This window comes from Cytobacillus kochii, assembly GCF_020171845.1.
GTDB lineage: Bacteria > Bacillota > Bacilli > Bacillales > Cytobacillaceae > Cytobacillus > Cytobacillus kochii.
This window is the reverse complement of sequence record NZ_JAIVAM010000008.1, coordinates 75,873-101,471: the sequence shown is the minus strand read 5'-3', so window position 1 is coordinate 101,471 and position 25,599 is coordinate 75,873. Positions and strand designations below refer to the sequence as shown.

Below are 25,599 nucleotides of genomic sequence, written 5' to 3'. Positions count from 1 at the left end.
TTTCATCATTTCGGAGGGCACTGTGAATGTTTGGATTGAAAATTAAGAATATTATCCTTATTCTGTTTGGCGCTAGTATATTCTCTTTCGGTATTGTTCACTTTAATATGCAAAACAACTTAGCAGAAGGTGGCTTTACAGGTATCACGCTCTTATTGTATTTCCTATTTGATTGGAATCCATCTTATACGAATTTGATATTAAATATTCCTTTATTTTTTATAGGATGGAAACTACTAGGTAAAAAAGCATTTATCTATACGATTATTGGAACGCTAGGCGTTTCTCTTTTCCTTGAAATATTCCAAAGATATCAAATACATATGCCATTAAAGAATGATCTTACTTTAGCTGCACTGTTCGCAGGTGTTTTTATCGGTGTTGGTCTCGGTATAATTTTCAGGTATGGTGGAACAACGGGTGGCGTTGATATTATTGCACGACTTGTTAATAAGTATACCGGTACTTCCATGGGTAAAACGATGTTTGTGTTTGACTTTTGTGTGATTGCATTATCACTGATTTTTTATCTCAAATATTATGAGGCAATGTATACTCTAGTTGCCGTTTTTGTTGGCGCGAAAGTGATTGACTTTATCCAAGAAGGAGCTTATTCTGCAAGAGGTGCAATGATTATCTCTGAGAAAAATGAAGAGATATCAGCGAAAATTCTCTATGAAATGGAGAGGGGAGTCACAGTTTTAAAAGGTCGAGGGTCTTTTACTAAGCTGGATCGTGAAGTATTATATTGCGTAGTAGCTAGAAATGAACTAACTAAATTGAAGAACCTTATCCATTCAGTTGATCCTAATGCATTTGTCACCGTATCACAAGTGCACGATGTCTTAGGAGAAGGATTCACATTGGATGAAAACAAAAAACCTTTAGAACGCTGAGATTACTAAAAACTAACAAAAAGCAACTACCTCAAGTGAGCAGTTGCTTTTACATTTTAAAATTTATTAATCATCATTGTTCATGCCAATAAAAGCAAGAACAAAACGCAGTAATTCCATAACAGCGATAACTGTTGCCGCTACATAAGTTAGAGCTGCTGCATTTAATACCTTTTTAGCGCCAGACTCTTCATCATTTCTAATCACACCCGAGCTTACCATAACATTGAGTGCTCTAGATGAGGCGTTAAACTCAACCGGTAATGTAATTACCTGGAATAATACCGCTGCAGCAAAGAAAATGATACCAAGTAACATCATACCAGTAAATTGAAACAACAATCCTCCTAAGATGAAAAAGAAGGATAAGTTAGAGCCAATGTTTGCAACTGGAACAAGCGCATGTCTAAAGCGTAAGAAAGCGTAGTCTTCAGCATCTTGAATGGCATGACCCACTTCGTGTGTCGCCACTGATACGGAAGCAATGGAAGATCCATAATAATTATCCTCAGATAATCTCACGGTCTTATCCCTCGGATCATAATGGTCTGAAAGTTGCCCCTTTACTGGTTCGATAGAGACATTATAAAGCCCATTTTCATCTAAAACTTTTCTAGCCGCTTCTGCTCCAGTCATATTTGAAGAAGTAGATATTTGTAAATGTTTCTTATACGTCTTCTTCAAGTACATTTGAATAGCAATCGGGACAATCATAATAATGATAAAGTAAATCAAAAACGACATAGGTGAACCTCCTAATAAAGTATAAGCTTCTCATCTACATGTGCATCATGTAGACAAACACTGGAAGAAATATTCACATACTAAGCTAAAAGCTTTTAGTTAGTCACTCAGTATGACAGAATGGCTTTGTAAATAGTGAAAACACGACTTTACATGGATGCTTGTTTCTAAAAAAAACTTGATAATTGGTACATTCTTGCTTACAAACAATTCAAAAAAAAATGGGTAGCTTCGTCTCTAGATGCCTCAAGATGAAAGTCCATTTTTCCTGCCATCTCATTCTCCCATTGCCTTTTCCTTCTTTAATCTACCTTAAGGAAAAGCTTATCATGTTTATGCTTTGATTTCATTTTACCTTTTTCTTATAAGACAATTCAAGCGTTTAGCCTTAGCTCTCTGGATTTTTTTCTTTTTTCTTTCCGCCCTTATATTTTTTAAAACCGACATACGAAAGCGTTAATATAATAATACTTCCAGTTGAAATAATTACCCACCAAAGTGATGGATCAGCTTCATCATCTGTTATTGTATCGAAAATATCTTCTAGCTCACTATTCAATAATTCTAGTTCCCTTTTACCTTCTTCTTTCACCATTACATCTCGACGATATTGATCAATATATTGAATGCGTGTATGCAATTGTTGAATAGTTGCTGGCTCTACTTCCAATTTTAATGAAGGGTAAATTGTATCATAAAGAGAGAGAAAGGTATTGTACTGTGTATGAAAGCTCTCGCTATCACCCGCTTCTATTGACTCCCTTACTTCCCCAAGTGTACTTAACATCGGTCCTTTCATTTCATGCCACATCGGTTCTTTTGCAGGAGATAGGGCGTCCATTAATATCCGAAGTTTGGTTGCTTTTTGTACTTTCGACTCATACGAGCTTTGTTCTTTCTTTATTTCTTCAACTACTTCTTGGTGAACAGATGTGACAGTTCTCAAACTTTCCCTCGTCATCGCAGTTGATGTGCTTGTAGCCAATACAAATTGGTCTGTGAAATAATTCAACATTCTACTAGCCTCTTCATATTTTTGCGCTTTAACCAAGTGTAGAACTTCATCTGATAATAGATCCAATTGATTCATCATGCCATCGTCATTTTCTGTCTCTGCTACTATCATGTAAGGGAAAATGAGTGCAATAACTAAAATAATAGCCACAACTCTCCATTTCATACGTACCTGTCCTCCTTATCGGATTGCTAATAGCATTGTATGACGATGTGGACAAGGTTAGACCATTAATCAATAGATTTATCTACGAAACACTAGAAGCAATATTGGCAATAATGAGGAAATAAAGCTAGAAGACTTCTATATGGAAGTTCTAACTTTATTTTTCTATTGATAGGCTATGTTAATCTTTGTTGTTGATATTCGTTATAATCGAACAAACAGGCTATGAATAAGCTATGAATAGCGAGGTTGGTGATGAATGTGAAGGTAACTGATATTTTAAAAGCAATTCATAAACTAAATCCAGCTGAGAAACACCGATTAAGAGAATACCTAATTGAAAAACTTACTGCATCATCTAAGGAGATAAAAGGAAGACAGCCTCGTAAGCGTGGTGGTGCTGCAAAGAAACGTGGCATAAGCAAAGAACAAGTATGTGTTCTAGTCGCAACAGATCGTGATAAACTAGCAATTATCACGTACATTGGGTATGGGTAGAATAACCAAAGGGAATTTAGATAAAGCAATTGGGCATAAGCTTTCAAAAGGTAATGTATGATGTACTGATGCCTGGAGAGCTTTTAAAGTTTACGCGAATGAAAAGGGAATGGAAATATATCAATTCAAATCAGATGGAAAAGTACGCACAAAAGGTCTTTATCACATTCAGAACGTAAACAATTATCAAGAAATGCTAAAAGGTTGATACAACGTTTTAACGGTGTGGCAACCAAATATTTAGAAAATTATCTCACTTGGTTTCAAGTCTTAGAAAGCATACAGTATCAAAACAATGTACATTCAAGTTAAGTAATTCACGATATAGAAATTATTTTCATTCGGCAAACGGCCAATTAAGGGAGAAAGGATTGTTTTTACTAATAATTGAGACTGGAGAGAGTAGGTGGTTTCATTGTTTAGGTCAGCAGTATATTTGGTACACGTATTAATATTCATATTCGTAGCTCTTATTGGTATAGGTCCAATGTTTAGCATTGCTGCACCAGACCCAGACCGAGCCGCAATTTATAATTGGGGTTGGGGTTCATTGATTTGTATTTTTATGTTTCTTGTGTTGGTATCTGCTTATGTACAGTTAAGGATAAAAAAAGTTTGGGTGTTTTTAATATCCGTAATAGGCTTGATTGCTTTTTTTATTCTCACTTTACTATACATATACCCTTTCGTTATGAATTTTTTTTAGAATTAACAAGGTAACAAGTGTTTAATTAACGGTTGGGATAATAGAAGAAGCAAACATTAAGCAATAGAACTTCCATTACTTGGAAGTTCCTTTGTTTTCTATAACTATCAACATTAATTTTTAACATAACCTATTGATAAAAGGTTATTGATGAATGGAGGGCATTTTCAGCTGATATCGCCCTTTTCGAATACATAATAGATAGGTCAGACCTAAAGAAAATAGGCTAAGCCAGAAAGTAAAATAACCGATTTGCGGAATATATTCATTAAGTACAGAATATCTCGGTAACATAAAGAAAACGTAGTCAATCACATCATTATGCAAAGTCCAAATAGCAGCAATTATAAGATGCCAAGCTTTTATGCGATAAAAAGGGGCATAGAGCACACCTTGTACAGCCATAGCACCATGGGAAACAATAAGCATGAGTGCCGTTATCTCCACTTCACCTGTCACTTGGAACACAAGTAAATTCATCACAACTGCCCAGATACCGTATTTCACAAGTGTAACAATTGCGAGCGCTTCAAAAATAGGCCAATTTCTACCTAATAAAAAAGCAATAAGAACAATAACGAAAAACAAACTAGCAGTTGGACTATCAGGAACAAATGGAAGGAATATTGCTGGTGTATCAACTAATTGCCACATATACCAATCGTAACCATATACAGTCCCGGCAATATTGATGATTAAGAGAAGAATTAAAAAGCTTCGATTACCCAATATCGTATATATTTGTTTCATAGACTACCTCACTTACTACTTTTTATGTACGATACGAAAAGAAGCTGACAACTGCTGGTCAGCTTCTTTTTCACTTTATTCAGATTCTATACTGTCGATAAATTCGACCACTTTATCAAGTTCTTCATCACTACCTGTGAATATACCTGCTGGCATAGCTCCACGGCCGTTTTGAATCACATCTTTAATCTCTTCAGGTGATAATTCAACATCGATTAAAGCAGGTGCACCTGCACCACCTTGCAATTCATTACCGTGGCAAGTTAAACAAGTATTCGCTTCCATGAGCTTATACCCCTCTGCCTCGGTATCGACTTCAGCATCTGCGACGATTTTTCCTTGTTCTGCTGCAGCCTCCCAGTCATGGTGAGCAACTGATTCCCATGTTAGGAAGGTAACCCCCGCCAATGCAAGTAACATAAAACCTGTGGCAAAAGGACGTTTTGATGGTCTACGTTCAGGACCGCGATCGATAAATGGCGCCAATGCAAGTGCACCAAATACTAATCCTGGAATAATAAATGCACCAATAACATTATATGGTCCTGATGCATATGTGTATTTTAGCAATTGATATAAGAATAAGAAATACCAGTCTGGTAGCGGAATATAAGCTGTATCACTCGGATCCGCGATTTTTTCAAGCGGTGGTTCGTGCGCAATTGTTAAACATAAGAAACCTACTAGGAAAACGGCTCCTACCATCCATTCTTTTAGTAAGAAGTTTGGCCAGAAAGCTTCTGTTTTGCCTGGATATTCCGAATAATCTTTCGGAATGAAAGTCTTACGTTCAGCAGATATACGGGAATCACCTACGAATTTCATTCCTTTTCCGCGATGCATGTAATAATTCCCCTCCTTTTAATAGAAGATTTCATTTTACAATGGACCAGAAATACCTTGTTTACGAATCATAATAAAGTGAGCAGCCATTAAGCCAAATAATACTGCTGGTAGGAAGAAAACGTGAATGGCGAAGAATCGTGTTATCGTTTGAGCTCCGACAATAGATGCGTCCCCAGCAATAAGTGTTTTTAACATTTCACCAATAAATGGAGTTGATTCGACAATTTGAATGGTAACTTTTGTTGCAAATAAAGCTTTCATATCCCATGGTAATAGATAGCCTGTTAATCCAAGTGCTAACATTACAAAGAATATTCCTACTCCAACGAGCCAGTTTAATTCACGTGGTTTTTTGTAAGCACCTTGGAAGAATACGCGTAAAGTATGTAAAAACATCATAACAATAACTAAGCTAGCTCCCCAGTGATGCATGCCACGAACAATTTGTCCGAATGCTACATGGTTTTGTAAATAATACACAGACTCCCAAGCATTTTTGATATCTGGAACATAGTACATCGTTAAGAACATTCCAGACAAGATTTGAATGACAGTTACAAAGAACGTTAGACCTCCGAAGCAGTAAACAAACGCCGAAAAGTGATGCGCTGGGTTTACATGCTCAGGTACTTCATGGTCAGCAATATCTCGCCAAATTGGCGTAATATCCAAACGTTCATCAACCCAATCATAAATTTTATTGAACAATGATTACGCCTCCTTATCGCGGTTCTGCCTTACCTAAGTGTAAGAACCCATCTACTTCTTTTGTTGGAAAAACATCAAGTGCTGCAATTGGTGGTGTACCTGGAACATTTGTACCATCTTTTGTATAAAGACCTCCGTGACAAGGACAATAGAAATGATTTTCATTTGCCTTATCTCCATTCCAGTTAACTGTACAACCTAAATGTTTACATACAGGTGATAATGCGACAACTTTATCATTCTCATCTTTGTAAACCCATGCAGTTCCAGTTTCTTCCGAAGAATACCAGCCATCTTGTTGTTCAAACGAATAGTCAACCCTAGTAGGCTCTGTTGTTAGGTCAGCAACCTTCTGATTTGTTGCAATAAAATCGCTTTCACCTTTCTTTTGTAGGACCGGATCTACTGCAAACCGCACCATAGGTAACAACATTCCTGCTGCCATGAACCCGCCTACACCTGTGAGTGTGTAATTAAGGAATTGACGTCTTGTCACACGATTTTTGCTCATACTTTTCCCCCCTCTATTATGAAGTTAAGTCCAACGGACAAAGTTCAACACAATATAAAACTAGGACATACCAATGATATATCAATCTTTATGGAAGGTCAATATAATCCTTCACTGAATCATCACAACTATGAGATTTATGTGACTCTTCAATCATTATTCTGCCATTTCTTCACAAATACATTCAGTAATTGTTTTACCTGATCTTCTAAAATTGAAAGCTTGTACTGATCATCCATGTTATCTAGCGGAATTGAAGGCATCCAAATTAACCCTCCATCTAACTGTTCTTCTACAGTTTTCCAATCACTATCAGAAGTTATGTAAAAAATATGTTTAAAATCTTGAGAAATTAATTCTTTTTCCCATTCTATTAAATCTGCAAGCCGTTTCTCCTCAGAAATGGTCTTTAGATAGCTCATTCCTGGTAACATAAGAATTCTGCCTTTGAATTGCTTTTCAAGTTGCCCAGATAAGAGGTTAATAAATTCGGTCATTGCCACTGTTTGCTGGATATCATCTGCAAAAGATACCGGATAAAGAGGAAGTATGACTGTATCAATATAATCTCTTTCTTTCAAAAACAATTGTATATCCTGTGTATGCCACTTCATCCTAATCACTCCAATTACGCCTTAATATTCCTTATTTATCATACCACGGAAATGACCTTCTATCAAAAGGCAACAGTGTCTATTTTTTGAACATTTCAGAATTCATTAAATATATTTTTTATACTTAGACGAAGATGGTATAGGTATTATTAATATTCCTAAGGTTCGTCACGCCCATTATTTTAATTAAAACTTTAAAACTCTTAATGTGGTAGAATTAAACTCTAAAAGCTTGGTGTGCTATATTGGGACTTCCCTATTCGCTTTCACAAGAATCATATGCCCCCTGTTTTCATTTCATCCTCTTCCGTCTCAACATATAATGAAATCAAAAAAAAGATATGACTCCCTTAAAAAAATAGGAAGCATATCTTTTTTGTCTGTACTTTTCTATAAATAAAAACCTATGTTTGAAGTTTATTCAATTTCGTTGTTAATAGAATAAATCTTTCTTTATCTTGTTTATCTAATGCCTCATCAATTTCTTTGAGTAATTTTTCCTTTTGAAAACGCGCTAAGCTCTCTGTTAAGAATCTTTCAGCTATCATACGGTCTTTTTCACTTATTCTTAATGTCTTTGGCATAAAAGGATTTTCTTCTAACACCGCTGCATATTGATGAGCTTTATTGGCAGCATGGAAGTTCAACTGAATAAATATATCTTCTTCTCTATTTAAGCGGATATCATGAAATGACTTTTCTGCGTCAGTTGTCATTACATTCTCTTTGTAAAAACGAAAAGGCGCTTCATCGACACAATGTGTAGACATAATTAATCCTCTCGGACAATACTGAGCCTGTTCCACAAAATGAACCTTCTCCATTAATTGATCATGACTCATTAAGTAGTTAAGAATCCAAACACACTCTCTTCTTTTTAACTGATAATGATTAAGAAACCAACGAATAAAGTCTTTCTTTTCATTGACAGATACAGGGGCCGTCATTTTGATTCCCTCCTCTGCTGCAGCTTTAATTTTTTTTTCACTTAAGCTTCAGGTAGACTTTCTGATGATGCAAACCTCTACGACTCATCTGAAAGCCGCTGCAGGATATCCTGATATTCTTCGTTGTGAGGTTCCAAACGAGTAAGCTTACTAAAAAGTTCGGCAGCCTCCTTTCGTTTTCCTTCTTCAATTAGAAAATATCCATAGTCTGCCAAGAAATCCGGCTGCTGTTTAAAATAAGTATATGCTTCATTGTATTTGTTTAATGCCTGTGAATATTCTTCTATTTCTTGATAACTTTTTGCTGCATCCCATAATAGTTGTGGATCAATCACTTCTGCGCTTTGCATTAATTCTGCAATTTCAATTACATCATTGAAACGCTCGTTATTCATAAAAACTTTATTAATCACAATAGCAGCATCAATATATTCTGGATCAATCGCTAACGCTTCTCTTAGGAGGTCAACTGCTAGTTGTTCATCTGGAATTTTCAAGGCTAGCTTACCACCATAAAAATAAAGTTCTTTATTATATTCATCTTGTTTAATTCCCAGTTTTACTGTTGCTAAAGCTTCTTGAACTTGTTCTTCACGTTCATATGCCTTTGCGAGATGTAAATACAGCGAGTGAAATTCTGGATCTATTTCTTTGAGCTCATTAAATTTCTCAATGGCTACTTGATTATAACCAGCTTGTAAAGCTGTGAATGCATAGCTAAATAGCGTATGTATTTCCAACTTTTCTTCAAGCGCTTTTTCATAATAAGGCAATGCTTCTTCAAAAGCACCCCCTGCACTTAAACTTTCAGCCATTCTTTGGTTAACGTTTACACCGCCAATAAGCTCCTTTTTTGTCAGTACTTTTTCATATAATTTAACTGCTTCTAAAAATTTTCCTTGTTCTGCACTCAACTCACCTAAGGCAAAATCGATAATTGGCTCCTCGGGAAGTATCGCTTTCGCATCTAATAACTTTCTTTCACTTACCTCATATAAACCTTCCATCTGATATAAGTCTGCCAACAATAATAAGGCTTGTGGATAACTAGCATCTTGTTGATTTACTTGCTCTAATACGAGCACTGCTTCTTCTTCATTTCCTAGATCAATGAAGATTTCTGCTTTCATTACAAGCAGTTCGCCTTCCTCAGGGTAGGCATCTAACAGCCTCTCTATTAGTTGGTGTGCCTCTTTTAGAAACCCATATTGCATCAGTTCTTCCGCTAAAACAAACCTTTCTTCATGTGTACCATGAGAAAGTATTTCTTTATATTTTTCTAATGCCTCATCATGTAACCCATTTTCTAACAAGGCTATAATCTTTTTTACTTTATCCATATCTATATCCTTTCAATACAATTATGATAGCTGGTAGTATGATGGTGTCTTAATCATGACTCTCTTACCAAATCCTTCAAGCGGATGATGCCAATCACCTGCCCGTAAGACTCTCCCACGTAAACATGAGATGACCAGCCTCTCTCTATGATAATGATATACATCTAATTCTTCAATATTTGTGATTTCCCTGCCTCGTTTGTAAAAATTATAATTCGCTTCTAATCCAGGTTGTAATTGTGTTTTAAAAGGGTATATACCGATTGTTGCTTGCGTTTGCTCATTGATTAATTCACCATTTTTCAATGGATGAGCCACATATGGCAGGCGATGCTTTTTCATATAATACACCCACTTTTGTTGCAGTAAACGGTAGTCTTTTTCATTATCAACATGCTTAAAAATAGGGATTAAGTTACTAAAGTAAGGAAAGAACGCTTCTTTCACCCATCCCCATGGCATATCGTCTAAATCATTGATTCCCGTTATTTCCACAAAAACAGCAGGAATTTTTTCTTTTCTTAATAATCTTATCATGTCTGGCTGCAGTGAAGCCAATGGCAATTGCACCCCTAACAAATAATCAATTGGAGAAATTTTCAGCTTATCATCCAACAGTTGGATAGCTGACTTTAATTGATGTTTATAGCTTATTTCCACTTTCGTCATGAACACTAAACATCCCTTTAAAATCAGCTCAGAAAGAAAGAAGTTAGGCATATCGTCAGGTATTGTCTCAACATACTTAACGAGGGGAGGAGAAATCACGTACGGATCTCCGTCTATTTTCATATACGTATATTGCCTAAAGGGTGCTTCTCTAACGGAAAGGATTTTCTCATTACCGATAACGTAAGAGGTAGGAACATAGGCGCCCTTGCTTTTATTCTGTCGATAAACGTTCTCAATCATATATACCATTTATCATCATCCTTATCTCATCTTTTTAGACAAGCTATGATGAAAACAAGAATATATGATTAGTTTTTACATTTCGCTCACAAAAAGAAAAACTTGTGGTGCATACCGTATGTCATCATTGGCATGTACCACAAGCGAATAGATATGATTTATATTTACTTTACTAATAAATGATCAATATGATCAAAGAAGCTTGGATAAGAAACAGCGATAGCATCTGGCTGATAGAGTTCTATATCCCCGTCTGAAATTAATGAAGCAATGGACAGCATCATACCAATACGATGATCACCATAGCTCTCGACAGTTCCTCCCGATAGAGAAGTTTGACCTTCAATAATCATCCCATCATCAGTTGCTTCAATATTTGCACCTAGTTTTTTCAACTCATTCACAACTGTATCAATACGATTCGTTTCTTTTACTTTTAATTCTTGCGCATCTTTAATAATCGTTTTCCCGGTAGCTTGTGTCGAAAGTAGGGCAATAATTGGTATTTCATCAATTAATCTCGGAATCATTTCTCCATCAATTGTGACACCTTTAAGTTCAGATGTTTCAATAAAAATATCACCTGCAGGCTCCTCGTGACCGTTACTCTCATAAGGCTCAATCGTCATTTTTGCACCCATTTCTTTTAGTACATCAATGATACCTGTTCTTGTTGGATTTAAACCCACATTTTTGAGGACGATTTTACTATTAGGTACGATAGCTCCTGCTGCTAGGAAAAAGGCAGCTGAGGAAATATCTCCTGGTACGATAAGATTCGTTGCTTTAAATGATTGACCACCTTCAACTGAAATCATTCCATTATCATTTGACACTTTTCCACTGAAGGCATGGATCATTCTTTCTGTATGATCTCTCGTTTTTTCAGGTTCAATAATTTTTGTTGTCCCTTTTGCTTGTAATCCAGCAAGTATGATGGCAGATTTCACTTGAGCACTGGCTACTGGTAAAGTGTAGGTGATTGATTCAAGCTCACCACCTGTAACAGATAAGGGAGTGAACTCACCTGATTGACGTCCCTCAATTTTAGCACCCATTTCCTTTAAGGGTCCAACCACTCTTGTCATAGGACGTTTACCAATTGACGAATCACCGATTAAAACACTATGAAAAGGGCGCCCAGAAAGGATACCCATAATGAGACGAATGGTTGTTCCTGAATTACCGACATCAAGTACTTCTTCTGGTTCTTTTAGGGCGTCCATACCTTCACCATGAATAATAACTGTTTGATTTTCATGCTCTATTTTAACACCAAGTTTTCTAAAACAAGCAATTGTACTAAGGCAATCTTCACCAGCTAAAAAATTCTTAACGACTGTTTTCCCTTTTGCAATTGAACCGAACATAATCGACCGATGAGAAATCGATTTATCACCAGGGATATGAATCTCACCAGATAATCCATTATGTGTAAAATTCAAATTCTTTACGCTCACACTTAATCACCCTTTTTTTAACATTGTTACATGCCAATTGTATGTTCAAAAGATGTTTGTCTATTTATGCAATCTATCGCACGATCACGATCCTCTTCTGTTTGAAAGCTAATCACAAGCACGCCAGTTATTTCTTCTCTCGTTTCTCTAATACTAATATTTGTGATACTAATCTCTTCCTTTGCTAAATATCCAGTAATTTCCGAAATGACACCTGGATAATCAGGGACATCGACAAATAGGTCATAAAAGGCCGGAATGGCTCCTTTTTGTTTTTGTGGCATTTCATCACGAAAGGTTTTGGCAGATTGGAAATATTGAAAGATCTCTTCATTATCCGCAGTAGTAAGCATTTCATAGACATAGTTCATTTCTTTCTTCCAGTCTTCTAATAAATCTAACAACACCTCATTATTTTGCAAGAGAATATCACGCCACATCGCTGGGCTACTAGAAGCAATTCTTGTAATATCCCTAAATCCACCTGCAGCAAGGCGGGGAATCAGCTTTTGTGTTTGACTACTCTCTTCGGCTCGACGAACGAGAGAAGCAGCAATAATATGCGGAAAATGACTAATCACACCTGTTAAGTAATCGTGCTCATGTGGTGTCACTGTAATAAACTTTGCCTTTGTACTAGTCAGCCACTCTTTTAAACGATCGATTTTCTCTTCCGTAATATGCGGTTCAGGTGTTAAAAGATAGAAGGCATTCTCAAATAAAAGTCGTCTGGCTGCAGATACACCACTCTTATGTGAACCGGCCATCGGATGACCACCAATGAATGTAAAACCTTTTTGTTTTAAATCATTGGCAGATGATATAATTTCTTTCTTCGTACTTCCCGCATCTGTTATAATTACATCTCTTTTAAGATCCATGTATGCGAGCTCTTCTACTATTCTTTTTGTCTCATTTACTGGTGTAGCAATAATAATCAGGTCAGCCTTCTCAGCACCTTCACGAATAGTTGAAACTGACTCATCAATTACACCCAACATCTTACCGAGTTTTAACTGTTCTTTATTTACATCATAACCGCTACATTTGGCTTCAAGATGAGTATGCTTAATTGAAAGTGCAATAGAACCACCGATTAATCCTAGACCAATAACAAATACTTGTCCATTCATGTTTTAACACACCTCTTGTTAGAAAACTCATTGATTGACGAAGGTATGAGGTTAAATTGCTAAATAGAAAAATACCACTACCCTACAAATACTTTTTCATGTAAAACAATTTCAGAGACGATTTTCGCCTCTGAAATAAAAAATTCCTAATTAAGATACTGTCTTGATTTCTGATAGAAATTGAGACATCGCTTGTATAACACCATCATTTTGTTCCTTCGATCCAACTGTTACCCGAACAGCTGTAGGAAAACCTAATGCTTGACCCGATCTAACAATATAGCCCTTTTCTAATAGTGATTGAAAGACGCGATTTCCCTCCACAGCAAAGTCAATTAAAATAAAATTTCCTTGGGATGGATAGTAATCTAATCCGTTTTCCTCACAAAATTGATAAAATTGCGCTAATCCACTACGATTCTCTTGTCTACATTTTTCAATGAACACATCGTCAGATAACGCCTGTATAGCTACTTCTTGACCGAAGCGGTTGGCATTGAATGGTTCCCTGACTGGCTCTAACGCGCGAATGAGTGGTGCTTGAGCAATCCCGTAACCAATACGTAGGCTAGCAAGTCCATAAATCTTAGAGAAAGTACGAAGAGCGATGACATGTGGAAAAGCCTCAACAATTTTAATGGAATCATGGTAATCTTCTGCTGTCGTATATTCACAATACGCTTCATCTAGTACCACTAATACATCTTCAGGAACTTTACTAATAAACGACACTAGTTCATCGTTGGGAATATAGGTGCCAGTTGGGTTGTTCGGACTACAAACCCAAACGATTGCTGTTTGCTCATCAATTTGCGCTAACATATTCTCTAGATCATGCTGCCCTTCTTTTAGCGGTACCTCACGTACCTCTGCTCCTTCAATGATTGCATTATGTTTATATTGAGGAAAGGTTGGTGTAGCCATAACAGTATTTGTTTCAGGACTTAATAATGCACGAGAAAGCATCATAATTGTCTCATCCGAGCCATTTCCAAAGATTAATTGATCCTGACTCACACCAAGATGACTAGCTAGGGCTTCACGCAAATTTGCAGCATATCCGTCCGGATATAAAGCAAAAAATGCAGAAGGTTGCTGAATTGCCTCTGACGCTTTTGGTGAACAACCGAAGGGATTTTCATTAGAAGCAAGTTTTGTTATTTCACTTAGTCCATATTGTTTTTTTACTTCATCTATAGATTTTCCAGGTTGGTAAGGGGTCAAATTTAATATTTGCTGCTTCCACTTCATTTTCCTCATACTCCTCTTCTTTATCTATTTAATTCTTGTTGTAAATCCGGTCGTAATGATACTGCATTTCCTAAATAAATATGAGAAATTTTTTCTTGAGCAATCTCCGTGTTCACATGCATCATCACCCGAATACATTTTGTTAAACCTTTTGGAACAGGAATTTCTCTCATACACATAACGGGCACATATGTCCATCCCTCAATTGCCCGGAGCGCCTTTGCTGGAAAGGCTTCTGTGATGTCATCTGTTACAGAAATAAATACACTTACGACAGAATGTGCATCTATATGATTCTCCTTAATCATTTCTCGTAGCAACTGCTCGGTAGCTGCCACTATTTCTTTTTCTTCATTCTTTTCAACAGTAACCGCACCTCTCACCCCACGTATCACCTTTATCCCCCCTTATGAAAGCTTGCCAATTCTTCTAGTATGATTTCATCGGAAATATCCTCTAAAACTGGTTTCCCGATTCTGGTTAACAACACAAACTTTACTTGGCCTGCAACACTCTTTTTATCTTGTTTCATTCTTTTTAATAGATTTTCATGACTTATATGAACAGGAATCGTGGTTGTATATCCTAAAATCTGTAACCATTGTGTGAAATCTTCTACATTAAATGAAAGATTTAATTTTTTCTGACTTAATTTAAGAGCAAAAATCATTCCAACTGCGACCGATTCACCATGCGTCCAACCGCCGTAGCCCATTTCTGCCTCAATCGCATGACCTAATGTATGACCAAAGTTTAAATATGCTCGCACACCTTTTTCTTTTTCATCCGCTGCGACAAACTCTCCTTTTATTTCTATGCCTCTTGTTAAAAAGGATGAAAGTAACGTAGGAGAAAGTTCTTCTAGCGTATGGAGTTCACTACGCATCTGTGCATAAAACACTTCATCATGAATGAGTCCATGCTTAATTACTTCAGCGAACCCTGAGCGTTTTTCCTGCAAAGATAGTGATTGCAAAAATTCTAAATCATAAAAAACTGCTTCCGGCTGATGAAAAGCACCAATCATATTCTTTCCTAAAGGATGATTGATGGCTACTTTACCACCTACTGCACTATCGTGGGCAAGAATGGTTGTTGGGATCTGTATAAAAGGGATACCTCTCATAAACGTAGAAGCAACAAACCCTGCCAAGTCACCAATTGCCCCTCCACCTATAGCAATAATAAGCGATTTTCTATCGAGCTTTTTCTCAAGCAAAAAGCCGGTAATGTCATAATAGACATCAAAAGTCTTTGCATTTTCTCCGCTAGGTGCAATGTAAACGGAGAAGGGCAGCTCATTAAAAGCTGCCTTTAAGTCGTTCCAATAAATATCCGCTACCTTTTCATCAATAATGATGCCAATATTGGTGACTTCCTTCATATTTTCTTGAATGAATGCTTGTACACCATGAATAGCGCCGCTACCAATAACGACTGGATAAGAGTGATGTTGAGTTGAAATTTGCAGCTGCACCATCTTTAAAACTCCTTTGCATACCGTTTTTGATCGGCAATTATATCCTTTAACGTCTCAAAGCGATCTGCATAGAATTGTTCAACAATCGCGCTTGCTAACTCCCAAGCAATTACATGCTCTGCCACTACTGCCGCCGCTGGTACTGCACAACTATCTGAACGTTCAATACTAGCATTAAAAGGTTCTTTCGTATCAATATCTACACTTTCTAATGGTTTATATAGTGTTGGTATAGGTTTCATTACACCTTTAACAACAATCGGCATACCAGTTGTCATGCCTCCTTCAAAACCACCAAGATTATTGGTTTTACGATAATAACCTTTCTCCTCACTCCAAGCAATCTCATCATGTACTTGACTACCTGGCTTTTTAGCGGCTTCAAAGCCAATACCAAATTCAACACCTTTAAAGGCGTTTATACTCAACATCGCATAAGCAAGTTTTGCATCTAGTTTACGATCATAATGAACATAACTACCAACTCCCGAAGGCATACCTTCTACAACTACTTCAACGACACCACCAATAGAATCACCATTCTTCTTGGCATTGTCAATCGCTGCCATCATCTCTTCTGCTGCTACACTGTCTAAACAACGAACTGGAGACTCTTCAGTTATTGTTTTTAATTCTTCCATTGAAGAATAACTTTTCACATTTGAGACGATTCCACCGATCTCCACAACATGACCCACAACTTCAATGCCTAAAGATGATAATAACTTTTTCGCTACTGCACCCGCTGCTACTCTTACTGTTGTTTCTCGAGCTGATGAACGTTCTAATACATTTCTCATATCTCTATGACCGTATTTTACAGCACCATTTAAATCCGCATGACCTGGTCTCGGTCTTGTTATTTTTCTTTTTACTTCTTCTAATTCCTCCGGTTCGATTGGTGCTTGCCCCATAATCTTAGTCCAATGCTTCCAATCATCGTTCTCAACGACAAGTCCAACCGGTGATCCTAATGTATATCCATGTCTAACGCCGGATGTAATCTGGACAGTATCTTTTTCAATTTGCATCCTACGGCCACGACCATATCCTTTTTGCCTTCTTGCAAGTGACTCATTAATATCTGTTTCTAGTAATGGCAACCCTGCAGGCAAGCCTTCAATAATTGTTGTTAATTGGGGTCCATGTGATTCCCCAGAAGTTAAATATCTCATTACTCTTTCCCCCTTCAACGCTTTAAAGGATTATGTATCAATATAACATATGAACATCTATAAACATAGTATAAATTTAAAAATAATCTTTTATTTCTATAAAAAATATGTAACTAGTTAGGTTGAAAAGCCTATTTATTTTATTAACGGCAGTCCGCTTGTCTTTTTATAAAAGAAAGATTGCTGATTTTTCAAGTCATATAGAGAGGGATTAAATATTTGTTCCGTACTTCCAACAAATAAGTAACCACCATTTTTAAGTGCTTTACTAAATTTGCTATAAATCATTGCTTTTGCTTCTTCGGTAAAATAAATAAGGACATTTCGACAAATAATTAAGTCATAGTCTTTTAAAAAAGAATCGGCAAGTAAATTTTGCTTTTGGAAGACTACTGTTTGTTTAATCTCATCTGATAGAATATATTGTTTTCCTTCTTGAAAAAAATACTTCTTTTTCATTTCATCAGGTATCTCCTGAAGAGATCGTTCATGGTAAATGCCTGTTTTTGCTCTCAGTAGTGCAGATTCATCAATATCAGTAGCAAAAATTCGGATTTTTGAAAGAGGTAAATACTTAGATAAGATCATCGCTAGTGTGTATGGCTCCTCTCCTGTTGAACAGGCAGCACTCCATAACTTCAATGGCTCTTTCTTCTGTAACAATAGAGGTAGTATTTCTTTTTCTAACACTTCCCACCTCTTTCGATTTCGGTAAAACTCAGAGACATTAATCGTCATACGATCTAAAAACTCAGCCAACAGCTTTTTGTCTTTAACCATCGCAAGATATAACTGGTTAAAAGATGTATACCCCTTTTTATCATAGAAAGCTTGAAGTCGCCTTTTCATTTGTGTTTCTTTATATTGAGCCAAATCAATGCCCGTATATTGGTTAACCTTTTCAATAAATTGCTCATATTCATGTTCGTACATGAGGTGTACACCTCCCTTATAAAGCTACATTTTCTATCTAGTATAAAACAAAAGTGCAAATAATGTTGAAATTTTTTTGAATTGCCGTAAATAATTCGATTTGCTTTATAAAAAGTATACAAAAGATCAAGTGAGAGTTTATCGTTTTCACTCTACTCATGCTAGAGCAGCTTAATAAATTGTCCTTAAACGACTTTGCTCAGCTAAATTTTTTCTTTCTTACTCTTGATGGATGCGTTAATCCCTTCTCCTCAACTGTATATAAACACAAAAATTAATAGAGCCATTATTTAAGCAAAAAAACGCCTGGCAATTGCCAGACGTTTTTAGAGTGAATAGATTAGTTAGACCAATCGTTGATTAACTTTTTGTATTCGACAATTTGCTCTTCTTTAAAGAACAGACCGATTTCACGTTCTGCACTTTCTTTTGAGTCTGAACCATGAATAACATTCTTACCAACAGTTACTGCGAAATCACCACGGATAGAACCTGGTACAGCATCTTTAGGGTTAGTTGCACCCATCATTTGACGAGCTGTGGCAATCACATTTTCACCTTCCCAAACCATTGCAAAAACGGGTCCAGAAGTAATAAAGTCTACTAATTCACCAAAGAAAGGACGCTCTTTATGCTCCCCATAATGCTCTTCTGCAAGCTCAGTAGGAATACTCATTAACTTAGCGCCTTTTAGTTGGAAGCCTTTCTTTTCAAAACGAGAAACGATTTCTCCAATTAAATTACGTTGTACACCATCTGGTTTAACCATTAAAAAAGTTTGTTCCATTTTCAAACACTCCTCTTGCTCTATGTATTATTTATCATCCATAATCCATCAAAAATATTATCATTGTTTTGACAATTTAGCAACTTCCAATTGATAAAATGACCGTTTCGGTTAAAACTTTCTTTTACCAATTGTTTTCGCAATATCTCGCAGTAAATTTTTTGCGCGGTTTTGTGGAAGCTCAGCAATTAAATTTAGCGCTTTTTCAAGGTATAATTCACTTAATGTTAAGCTACGATCAATCGCATCGGAATTTTTTATCAATTCTAATGCTCGCTCAATTTCTGCTTCTGTTGAATGGTCAGTTATTTTTACTAAATCGTCTTTAATGGCAGGTGTTTCCATAGCCAGTAAAACAGGTAAAGTAATATTCCCTTGCTTCAAATCACCACCAGCAGGTTTCCCTAGCTCTTTTTCTGTCCCTACAAAATCAAGCACATCATCAATAATTTGATAACTCATTCCAATATAATAACCTATATAATATAACTTTTTATGTAACTCATCCTCTACATCAGCTGCGATTGCTCCTAATTGACAGCTCGCTGCAATGAGTATAGCGGTTTTTCTTCTAATTCGACGTAAGTACTTTCGCAAATTTTGATTAAATTGAAATTTATCCTCAATCTGTTCAATTTCACCTAAACATAATTCCACAAGCGTGTGAGCTAAAATTTGGTGCGCAATCGGTTTATTAATGTTAGAGAGAACATCAAGGGCTCTCGCAAAAATATAATCACCGGTATACATAGCAATCCGGTTATCCCACCTAGATTTAATTGTCGGCTGTCCGCGACGCAAATCTGCATCATCAATTACATCATCATGAACAAGTGACGCCATATGGATGAGTTCTAATGAAACTGCTACATTTTTTATGTTATTAATATCATAGTTGCCAAATTTACCACCAAGTAAAACAAATACGGGTCGTAATCTTTTTCCACCAGCCTGTAATAATGAAAGGGATGCCTCATGAAGCAAAGGCGATTCAGCCTGTATAGTGTCCTCTAATTCTTTTTCAATAATATTGATGTCAGCATTCAAAAAAGAATAGATCATCTTTAATTTCATATCGATACTCACCCAGCTTTAAATCCTTCATGCACATTCATACTTGTCAATGATGAATTACATTTCAGAACAAATTATTATTTATGTCCAATATGGACCGCCGCAACGCCACCAGTATATGGCTTATACTCAACATCACGAAAACCTGCTTTTTTAAACATTCCCGCTAATTCTTTTATACCAGGAAAATCTTTAGCAGACTCTTGTAACCATGAATATTCCTCATAGCTTTTTGCAAAGATTTTACCAAATGCCGGCATAATAAAACGGAAATAAAAACGGTAGCCTTGTTTAAAGCCAATCATTGTCGGTTGAGAAGTTTCTAAGCAAACAGCTATACCACCAGGCTTCACTACACGATACATTTCCTTTAAGACTTGCATATAATCAGGAACATTCCGTAAGCCGAATCCGATTGTTACATAGTCAAAGCTATTATCAGGGTATGGTAATTCCATCGCGTTTCCATGGACTAATTCTATGTTCTTGATTGGGTGATTGCTCACCTTCTCTTCACCAATCTTAAGCATATTTTTGCTAAAATCTAAACCAATGACTTCCCCTTTTTCACCTATAGCTTCTGATAATGCTATCGTCCAATCGCCCGTTCCACAACAAATATCGAGCGCTTTTGCCCCAGGCTTTACATCCATTCGTTTCATCGTATCTTTCCGCCAGCGCAGGTGCTGTTGAAAACTAATGACTGAGTTCATCTTATCGTAATTACCATATATTTTTTCAAATACTTTATGCACACGTTCTTCTTTCGATTGTACCATGTATTTAACCTTCCTCTACAAATGACTGAACAGCTTCTTGTTGCTGGCTTTTCATCCATTTTAGTTTTTCTCTAAATAGCTCTGTATGTTCGCATTTATCAATGGATTGCTCAATTTCTTTAAAGGATAAGGAGACGTATTTATCACAAATATGAATAAGACTTTGTTTATTGTTATGCAAAGTAAATGGTACACTTTGCTCAGTCTCAAATAATTTAGATAAAGCGTCAAATAAAATGGACGGTTTACCAGCTAAAAATTGCTTTTTCTCGAGTAACACTCTATTAATAAAAACAAGATTTGCTGCTAATTCTCCAAGCTCACCTCTATTGTAAAAGTGAGTAATACGATCAAATAAAGAGGACTCCGTCTTTTTTAAAGACTCCATTAACGATTCTACAGTAACTCTGGCATGGCTATAAACAGAAACTTTATGTTCATTTACTTCCATAATACCTTCAGCTAAAGTTCGTATCATAAAAATATCATCTATTTCAGCTAAAATTTGGTAGTATAATCCACTATAATAAGTTCCTGCTAAAATGGTGAGCTGCCTTCCCTTTAGACGCTCTAATGGCAGAGGTTCATTTTGAACGCTTTCGTGTGTATCAAGGGCGATTTGCACAAGCATGGTCGTTATGATATATTTATCTGCTTTGGATTTCGGTATTTGCAGGTTATCGACAATAAACATGATTAAAAGAAGCTTGTCTTCGTCAATATATGGTTGTTGAATGATCTTTGACATATAAGGTTGACTTGTTTTTTTCTGAAGAACTTCCTTTAAGTTCATTAATCGTGTATTCATATCTTGTAGTTTGGCGTTCTTGTTTGCATTCATTATATATTCCCCCGATACGGGCAATCCTTATGATCGACATATGAACCAATCATTTACTAAAGATTAATTATAGTAGCACTTCCCTTTTACATTGCCCAAAAAGTGACTTAATTGTTCTCCCTTAGACATAAAAAAAGCCTCTCACTTTTATAAAATCATTGCTTCCATTCCTTTTTTAAAGCTTATTTAACTTGAATGGTAGAGCGCTTGACTTCAATGATAAGCCAGTGACAATTATATCATAAAACAAAGTGACTTGTTAGGGGAATATAAAGGAAAGGCATATAAATTCATGTCAATCGATCATACCTTTAAGCTTTCTTTTCACTTTCTACTTCTCCATATGCTGTTACGATGGACGCATGCCCTCGTATTTTAATAGCAGAAGTATGCTCCGTAAATTGAGCAATCATGACTTCTCCCTCATCTAATTTCTCCGAATGATGAAACCTCGTGTCCGAGCCTCTTGTTAAACCAATCACATTTACGCCATCTTCTTTTGCTTTAATGACGACATATTCATTGCCAGGATTTGTTCTCTCCATTTGAGTCACCTCTATCCTATTACCCTTTTATAAATGACAACACTTCTGCTCTTGTATTTCCATCTTCCGCAAAAACACCTCTAACCGCAGAGGTGACTGTTTTACTACCAGGTTTTTTCACACCACGCATCGTCATACACATATGTTCTGCCTCTACGACTACCATCACACCATGAGGATCTAATTTATGTAATATTGCATCTGCTACTGTAGCTGTAATGCGCTCTTGAAGTTGTGGTCTTCTTGCAACAGTTTCTACAGCCCTTGCTAACTTGCTTAATCCCGTCACCTTACCATTTCTAGGAATATAAGCAACATGCGCCTTCCCAAAGAAAGGGACAAGATGATGTTCACACATTGAAAAGAATGGAATATCTTTTACAAGGACAAGTTCTTCATGGTCTTCACCAAAAACGGTTTCAAAATATTCTTCAGGGTCCTGGTGTATGCCCGAAAACACCTCTTCATACATTTTTGCTACTCTTTTTGGTGTATCTAATAACCCCTCTCGGTTCGGGTCTTCTCCAATAGCGTCTAATATAAGCTTTACAGCTTCTTCAATTTGAGCGCGATTTACTTCTGACATTCAGCTACCTCCTATTACGGAACTATAAACTATTATCTTACATGCTAGCATAATTATTTCCTAACAGACAAAAAGTTATAGAAAAAATAAAGGATAAACTTTCTTCCTTTTAGGATACTATTATATAAATGAACACAAGTACCGTCAAACTCCTATGATGGTTTTGAAAAGAAATCTATATGTTAAGTACAAATAGTAGCAAAAAACATAGTTTTTTATAACTCATTCATAAAACGGTCATTCACTTGAAATGGTGGAATGTGCATTGATTTTGTAAAGAGAATGAAGAACGACGTGAATCATTCATTTTAATTGTCAGTCAGTTATTGGGGTCTTCTTAATCATTTAACGAAGAGTAAAAGAATCCGTAGACTTTAGCCCCTTTACCTTTGTGGATTGCAAACTGTTGTATAGGACTAGGCAATGTTTGAAAATAATCGTAAATTTATAAGAAAAACCGCGAAAAAAATTCGCGGTTTTTCCTTAAGCAATTAATTATGTAATTAATTACTTTACTGCATCTTTAAGCGCTTTTCCTGGTTTGAAAGCAGGAACTTTGCTTGCAGCGATTTCGATTTCTTCGCCAGTTTGTGGGTTGCGGCCTTTACGTGCTGCACGTTCACGAACTTCAAAGTTACCAAAACCAATTAGTTGTACTTTATCACCATTTTTAAGTGCATCAAGCACTGTATCGAAAACAGCATCAACTGCTTTAGTAGCATCTTTCTTAGAAAGCTCGCTAGCTTCTGCAACTGCATTAATTAGTTCAGTTTTGTTCATTACTTTCACCTCCTCCCAAAAAAATATCGTAAACCCAGTAAAATAAAGATTCCTTACATTCATTTGTAAACAAAATTACTGAATTCTATACGTTGTAACGCATTTTTGTTGAAGCAGAAACTTATCATATCTCAAAAAAAGAAGAATTTCAACTTTTTTGATGCAAAAAGCCTTATTTCATAAGGGTTCTTACCGTTACAACGTTAATTCTGCTTAAAAGATTATCATAATCAATTGAGCATATCAAGGATATTTCATGATTTGATGGCAATCTTTTCTTATTTGAAACAAATTTGTAATAAGGGGAAAGAAAACCCGTCAATCTAGGCTTAAAGCTTGACAAATTTGTAGAGATAAAAAATGTAAGCTCTTTCATTTTAATAATACAATTCTTTATAAAGAACAAATCAAAGTAACCATACTGTATTTTTATTCGTTTCTATGTAGACGAAAATTTGAATGGTCTTAGAAGGAAATTCAAGTATAGCTTCTACCGAAATTCCACGCTTCTTTCGTTTTAGATAATACTCTATTTAACCACTCATCCGTTCATACTTTTTTAACCATAAAAAAAGACAACTTTTCATCCGAATAGAATGAAAGTCGCCTTTTATTTCTACAAAATAATGGCAATGAGTCCCCCAGAGCCTTCGTTTATAATTCTTTCTAAAGTCTCTTTGAGTTTATATCTAGCATTCTCAGGCATCAATGATAGCTTCGCTTGGATTCCTTCTCTAACAATCGAACTAAGCGACCGACCAAAGATATCTGAATTCCAAATTGAAAGGGGATCATCTTCAAAGTCTTGCATTAAGTAACGAACTAATTCTTCACTTTGTTTCTCTGTTCCGATAATCGGAGAAAATTCAGATTCGACATCAACTTTGATCATATGAATAGACGGAGCAACAGCTTTCAAACGAACCCCAAACCTTGAACCATGTCTTGTTATTTCAGGCTCATCTAAACTCATATCAGACAGTGATGGAGCTGCGATGCCATATCCTGTCTGTTTCACCATTCTAAGCGCATCTGAGATTTGATCATATTCTGATTTTGCATGGGCAAATTCTTGCATCAGTTCAAGAAGATGATCTTTGCCACGTATTTCAACACCGACAATTTCTTTTAATACTTCATCATATAAATCATCAGGCGCATATAAATCAATTTCAGCGATCCCTTGACCCATTTCTATACCGGCTAAGCCTGCACGATCAATAAATTCGAAATCACTAAACTGATGTACAACACGATCAACATCTCGTAACCTCTTAATATCTTTGACAGTCTCTTTTACGGCTTCTTGATAACTCTCACGTAACCAATGATCTTCGTGGAGGACCATTACCCAACTTGGCAAGTTTACATTTACTTCTAAAACAGGGAATTCGTACAACGCTTCTCGCATCACGCTATATACATCAGATTCCCTCATTCCTTCTACACTCATAGCAAGTACAGGGATATCATATTTCTCTGATAGCTTCAAACGAAGATCCTCCGTCGCCGGATGGTGTGGTTGCACACTATTGATGACCATAATAAATGGTTTTCCTACTTCTTTCAGCTCTTCAATTACTCTTTCTTCAGCCTCGATGTAGTTTGCGCGAGGAATTTCTCCAATTGTACCATCTGTCGTAATGACGACACCAATTGTAGAGTGTTCTTGAATGACTTTTCTTGTACCAATTTCAGCAGCTTCGTGAAATGGAATCGGCTCCTCATACCAAGGAGTATTGATCATTCTTGGACCATTTTCATCCTCATATCCTTTTGCTCCTGGGACTGTATATCCAACACAATCAACAAGACGGATATTTACCTCCAAGCCTTCATCTACATGGACATTAGCAGCTTGATTCGGCACAAACTTTGGTTCTGTAGTCATAATTGTTTTTCCTGCTGCACTTTGAGGGAGCTCATCCTGGGTACGTGCTCGATCAGCCTCATTGTCCATATTTGGGAGGACTGCTAGCTCCATGAATTTCTTAATAAATGTCGATTTTCCAGTACGGACTGCACCTACTACTCCAAAATAGATATCACCGCCTGTTCGTTCGGCAATATCTTTAAAAATATCTACCTTTTCCAAGTGATCCCCTCCTGAATCATGAGTTAGT

General features: G+C 36.4%; 26 protein-coding genes and 1 pseudogene. 2 read left to right on the top strand and 25 right to left on the bottom strand.

Going from position 1 to position 25,599, the window contains the following annotated elements:
- The first annotated feature begins 26 nt into the window (after positions 1-26).
- Positions 27-896 (top strand): YitT family protein, encoded by an 870-nt coding sequence (locus LCM23_RS13570; protein ID WP_095372776.1) that lies wholly within the window; start codon positions 27-29, stop codon positions 894-896.
- 66 nt (positions 897-962) lie between these two features.
- On the opposite strand, the gene LCM23_RS13565 is transcribed toward LCM23_RS13570, so the two are convergent.
- Together LCM23_RS13565 and ypjB are read right to left on the bottom strand one after the other, a co-directional pair.
- Positions 963-1,640, bottom strand: coding sequence for a zinc metallopeptidase (locus LCM23_RS13565; protein ID WP_095372775.1), 678 nt, complete (start codon positions 1,638-1,640; stop codon positions 963-965).
- A 388-nt stretch (positions 1,641-2,028) separates the two neighbouring features.
- Positions 2,029-2,820 (bottom strand): sporulation protein YpjB, encoded by a 792-nt coding sequence (gene ypjB / locus LCM23_RS13560; protein WP_224937441.1) that lies wholly within the window; start codon positions 2,818-2,820, stop codon positions 2,029-2,031.
- A 360-nt stretch (positions 2,821-3,180) separates the two neighbouring features.
- On the opposite strand from ypjB, the pseudogene LCM23_RS13555 reads away from it, so the two are divergent.
- Positions 3,181-3,615: pseudogene (locus LCM23_RS13555) on the top strand (IS1595 family transposase); the annotation flags it as partial.
- 553 nt (positions 3,616-4,168) lie between these two features.
- On the opposite strand, the gene LCM23_RS13550 reads toward LCM23_RS13555, so the two are convergent.
- From LCM23_RS13550 to spoIVA, 23 genes are all read right to left on the bottom strand, one after another.
- Positions 4,169-4,774 carry a lipoprotein heptaprenylglyceryl N-acetyltransferase LhaT gene (locus tag LCM23_RS13550; protein WP_224937440.1) on the bottom strand — a complete coding sequence of 202 codons (606 nt, stop codon included), beginning with the start codon at positions 4,772-4,774 and terminating at the stop codon, positions 4,169-4,171.
- Between the two features lie 75 nt (positions 4,775-4,849).
- On the bottom strand, positions 4,850-5,617 hold the full coding sequence (locus LCM23_RS13545; protein ID WP_095372771.1) for a menaquinol-cytochrome c reductase cytochrome b/c subunit: 768 nt from the start codon (positions 5,615-5,617) through the stop codon (positions 4,850-4,852).
- A 36-nt stretch (positions 5,618-5,653) separates the two neighbouring features.
- A complete protein-coding gene (gene qcrB / locus LCM23_RS13540; RefSeq protein WP_191810886.1) occupies positions 5,654-6,328 on the bottom strand; it encodes a menaquinol-cytochrome c reductase cytochrome b subunit in 675 nt (224 codons plus the stop codon).
- A 13-nt stretch (positions 6,329-6,341) separates the two neighbouring features.
- Complete coding sequence (locus LCM23_RS13535) at positions 6,342-6,839, bottom strand: ubiquinol-cytochrome c reductase iron-sulfur subunit (protein ID WP_095372769.1); 498 nt, start codon at positions 6,837-6,839, stop codon at positions 6,342-6,344.
- A 149-nt stretch (positions 6,840-6,988) separates the two neighbouring features.
- Positions 6,989-7,453 carry a YpiF family protein gene (locus LCM23_RS13530; protein WP_224937439.1) on the bottom strand — a complete coding sequence of 155 codons (465 nt, stop codon included), beginning with the start codon at positions 7,451-7,453 and terminating at the stop codon, positions 6,989-6,991.
- Between the two features lie 404 nt (positions 7,454-7,857).
- On the bottom strand, positions 7,858-8,400 hold the full coding sequence (locus LCM23_RS13525) for a ReoY family proteolytic degradation factor (RefSeq protein WP_224937438.1): 543 nt from the start codon (positions 8,398-8,400) through the stop codon (positions 7,858-7,860).
- 77 nt (positions 8,401-8,477) lie between these two features.
- Positions 8,478-9,740 carry a tetratricopeptide repeat protein gene (locus LCM23_RS13520; RefSeq protein WP_224937437.1) on the bottom strand — a complete coding sequence of 421 codons (1,263 nt, stop codon included), beginning with the start codon at positions 9,738-9,740 and terminating at the stop codon, positions 8,478-8,480.
- A gap of 21 nt (positions 9,741-9,761) precedes the next feature.
- Positions 9,762-10,661: a hypothetical protein gene (locus LCM23_RS13515; RefSeq protein WP_224937436.1), complete on the bottom strand. Its 900-nt coding sequence runs from the start codon at positions 10,659-10,661 to the stop codon at positions 9,762-9,764.
- Positions 10,662-10,816: 155 nt separating this feature from the next.
- The gene (gene aroA, locus LCM23_RS13510) at positions 10,817-12,112 is read right to left on the bottom strand and encodes a 3-phosphoshikimate 1-carboxyvinyltransferase (protein ID WP_224937435.1); all 1,296 of its coding nucleotides are present in this window, start codon (positions 12,110-12,112) and stop codon (positions 10,817-10,819) included.
- A gap of 26 nt (positions 12,113-12,138) precedes the next feature.
- Positions 12,139-13,245 carry a prephenate dehydrogenase gene (locus tag LCM23_RS13505; RefSeq protein WP_224937434.1) on the bottom strand — a complete coding sequence of 369 codons (1,107 nt, stop codon included), beginning with the start codon at positions 13,243-13,245 and terminating at the stop codon, positions 12,139-12,141.
- 150 nt (positions 13,246-13,395) lie between these two features.
- Positions 13,396-14,496 carry a histidinol-phosphate transaminase gene (hisC, locus tag LCM23_RS13500; protein WP_224937433.1) on the bottom strand — a complete coding sequence of 367 codons (1,101 nt, stop codon included), beginning with the start codon at positions 14,494-14,496 and terminating at the stop codon, positions 13,396-13,398.
- 20 nt (positions 14,497-14,516) lie between these two features.
- On the bottom strand, positions 14,517-14,891 hold the full coding sequence (gene aroH, locus LCM23_RS13495) for a chorismate mutase (protein WP_095372762.1): 375 nt from the start codon (positions 14,889-14,891) through the stop codon (positions 14,517-14,519).
- A 2-nt stretch (positions 14,892-14,893) separates the two neighbouring features.
- Positions 14,894-15,976 carry a 3-dehydroquinate synthase gene (aroB, locus tag LCM23_RS13490; RefSeq protein ID WP_224937432.1) on the bottom strand — a complete coding sequence of 361 codons (1,083 nt, stop codon included), beginning with the start codon at positions 15,974-15,976 and terminating at the stop codon, positions 14,894-14,896.
- 2 nt (positions 15,977-15,978) lie between these two features.
- Complete coding sequence (gene aroC / locus LCM23_RS13485; protein ID WP_224937431.1) at positions 15,979-17,151, bottom strand: chorismate synthase; 1,173 nt, start codon at positions 17,149-17,151, stop codon at positions 15,979-15,981.
- A gap of 135 nt (positions 17,152-17,286) precedes the next feature.
- Positions 17,287-18,084, bottom strand: coding sequence for a CheR family methyltransferase (locus LCM23_RS13480; protein ID WP_224937430.1), 798 nt, complete (start codon positions 18,082-18,084; stop codon positions 17,287-17,289).
- A 340-nt stretch (positions 18,085-18,424) separates the two neighbouring features.
- Positions 18,425-18,871 (bottom strand): nucleoside-diphosphate kinase, encoded by a 447-nt coding sequence (gene ndk, locus LCM23_RS13475; protein ID WP_095372758.1) that lies wholly within the window; start codon positions 18,869-18,871, stop codon positions 18,425-18,427.
- A gap of 111 nt (positions 18,872-18,982) precedes the next feature.
- Positions 18,983-19,945, bottom strand: a complete 963-nt coding sequence (gene hepT, locus LCM23_RS13470) for a heptaprenyl diphosphate synthase component II (RefSeq protein ID WP_224937429.1) — start codon at positions 19,943-19,945, stop codon at positions 18,983-18,985.
- A gap of 77 nt (positions 19,946-20,022) precedes the next feature.
- Positions 20,023-20,724: a demethylmenaquinone methyltransferase gene (locus LCM23_RS13465; RefSeq protein WP_224937428.1), complete on the bottom strand. Its 702-nt coding sequence runs from the start codon at positions 20,722-20,724 to the stop codon at positions 20,023-20,025.
- 4 nt (positions 20,725-20,728) lie between these two features.
- On the bottom strand, positions 20,729-21,565 hold the full coding sequence (locus LCM23_RS13460; protein WP_224937427.1) for a heptaprenyl diphosphate synthase component 1: 837 nt from the start codon (positions 21,563-21,565) through the stop codon (positions 20,729-20,731).
- 311 nt (positions 21,566-21,876) lie between these two features.
- Entirely contained in the window at positions 21,877-22,110 is a 234-nt protein-coding gene (gene mtrB, locus LCM23_RS13455) for a trp RNA-binding attenuation protein MtrB (protein ID WP_095372754.1), read from the bottom strand.
- Positions 22,111-22,129: 19 nt separating this feature from the next.
- Positions 22,130-22,696, bottom strand: a complete 567-nt coding sequence (gene folE, locus LCM23_RS13450; protein WP_224937426.1) for a GTP cyclohydrolase I FolE — start codon at positions 22,694-22,696, stop codon at positions 22,130-22,132.
- 507 nt (positions 22,697-23,203) lie between these two features.
- Positions 23,204-23,476, bottom strand: a complete 273-nt coding sequence (gene hbs, locus LCM23_RS13445; RefSeq protein ID WP_066200607.1) for a non-specific DNA-binding protein Hbs — start codon at positions 23,474-23,476, stop codon at positions 23,204-23,206.
- A 616-nt stretch (positions 23,477-24,092) separates the two neighbouring features.
- Positions 24,093-25,571: a stage IV sporulation protein A gene (spoIVA, locus tag LCM23_RS13440; RefSeq protein WP_095372751.1), complete on the bottom strand. Its 1,479-nt coding sequence runs from the start codon at positions 25,569-25,571 to the stop codon at positions 24,093-24,095.
- Positions 25,572-25,599 lie beyond the last annotated feature (28 nt).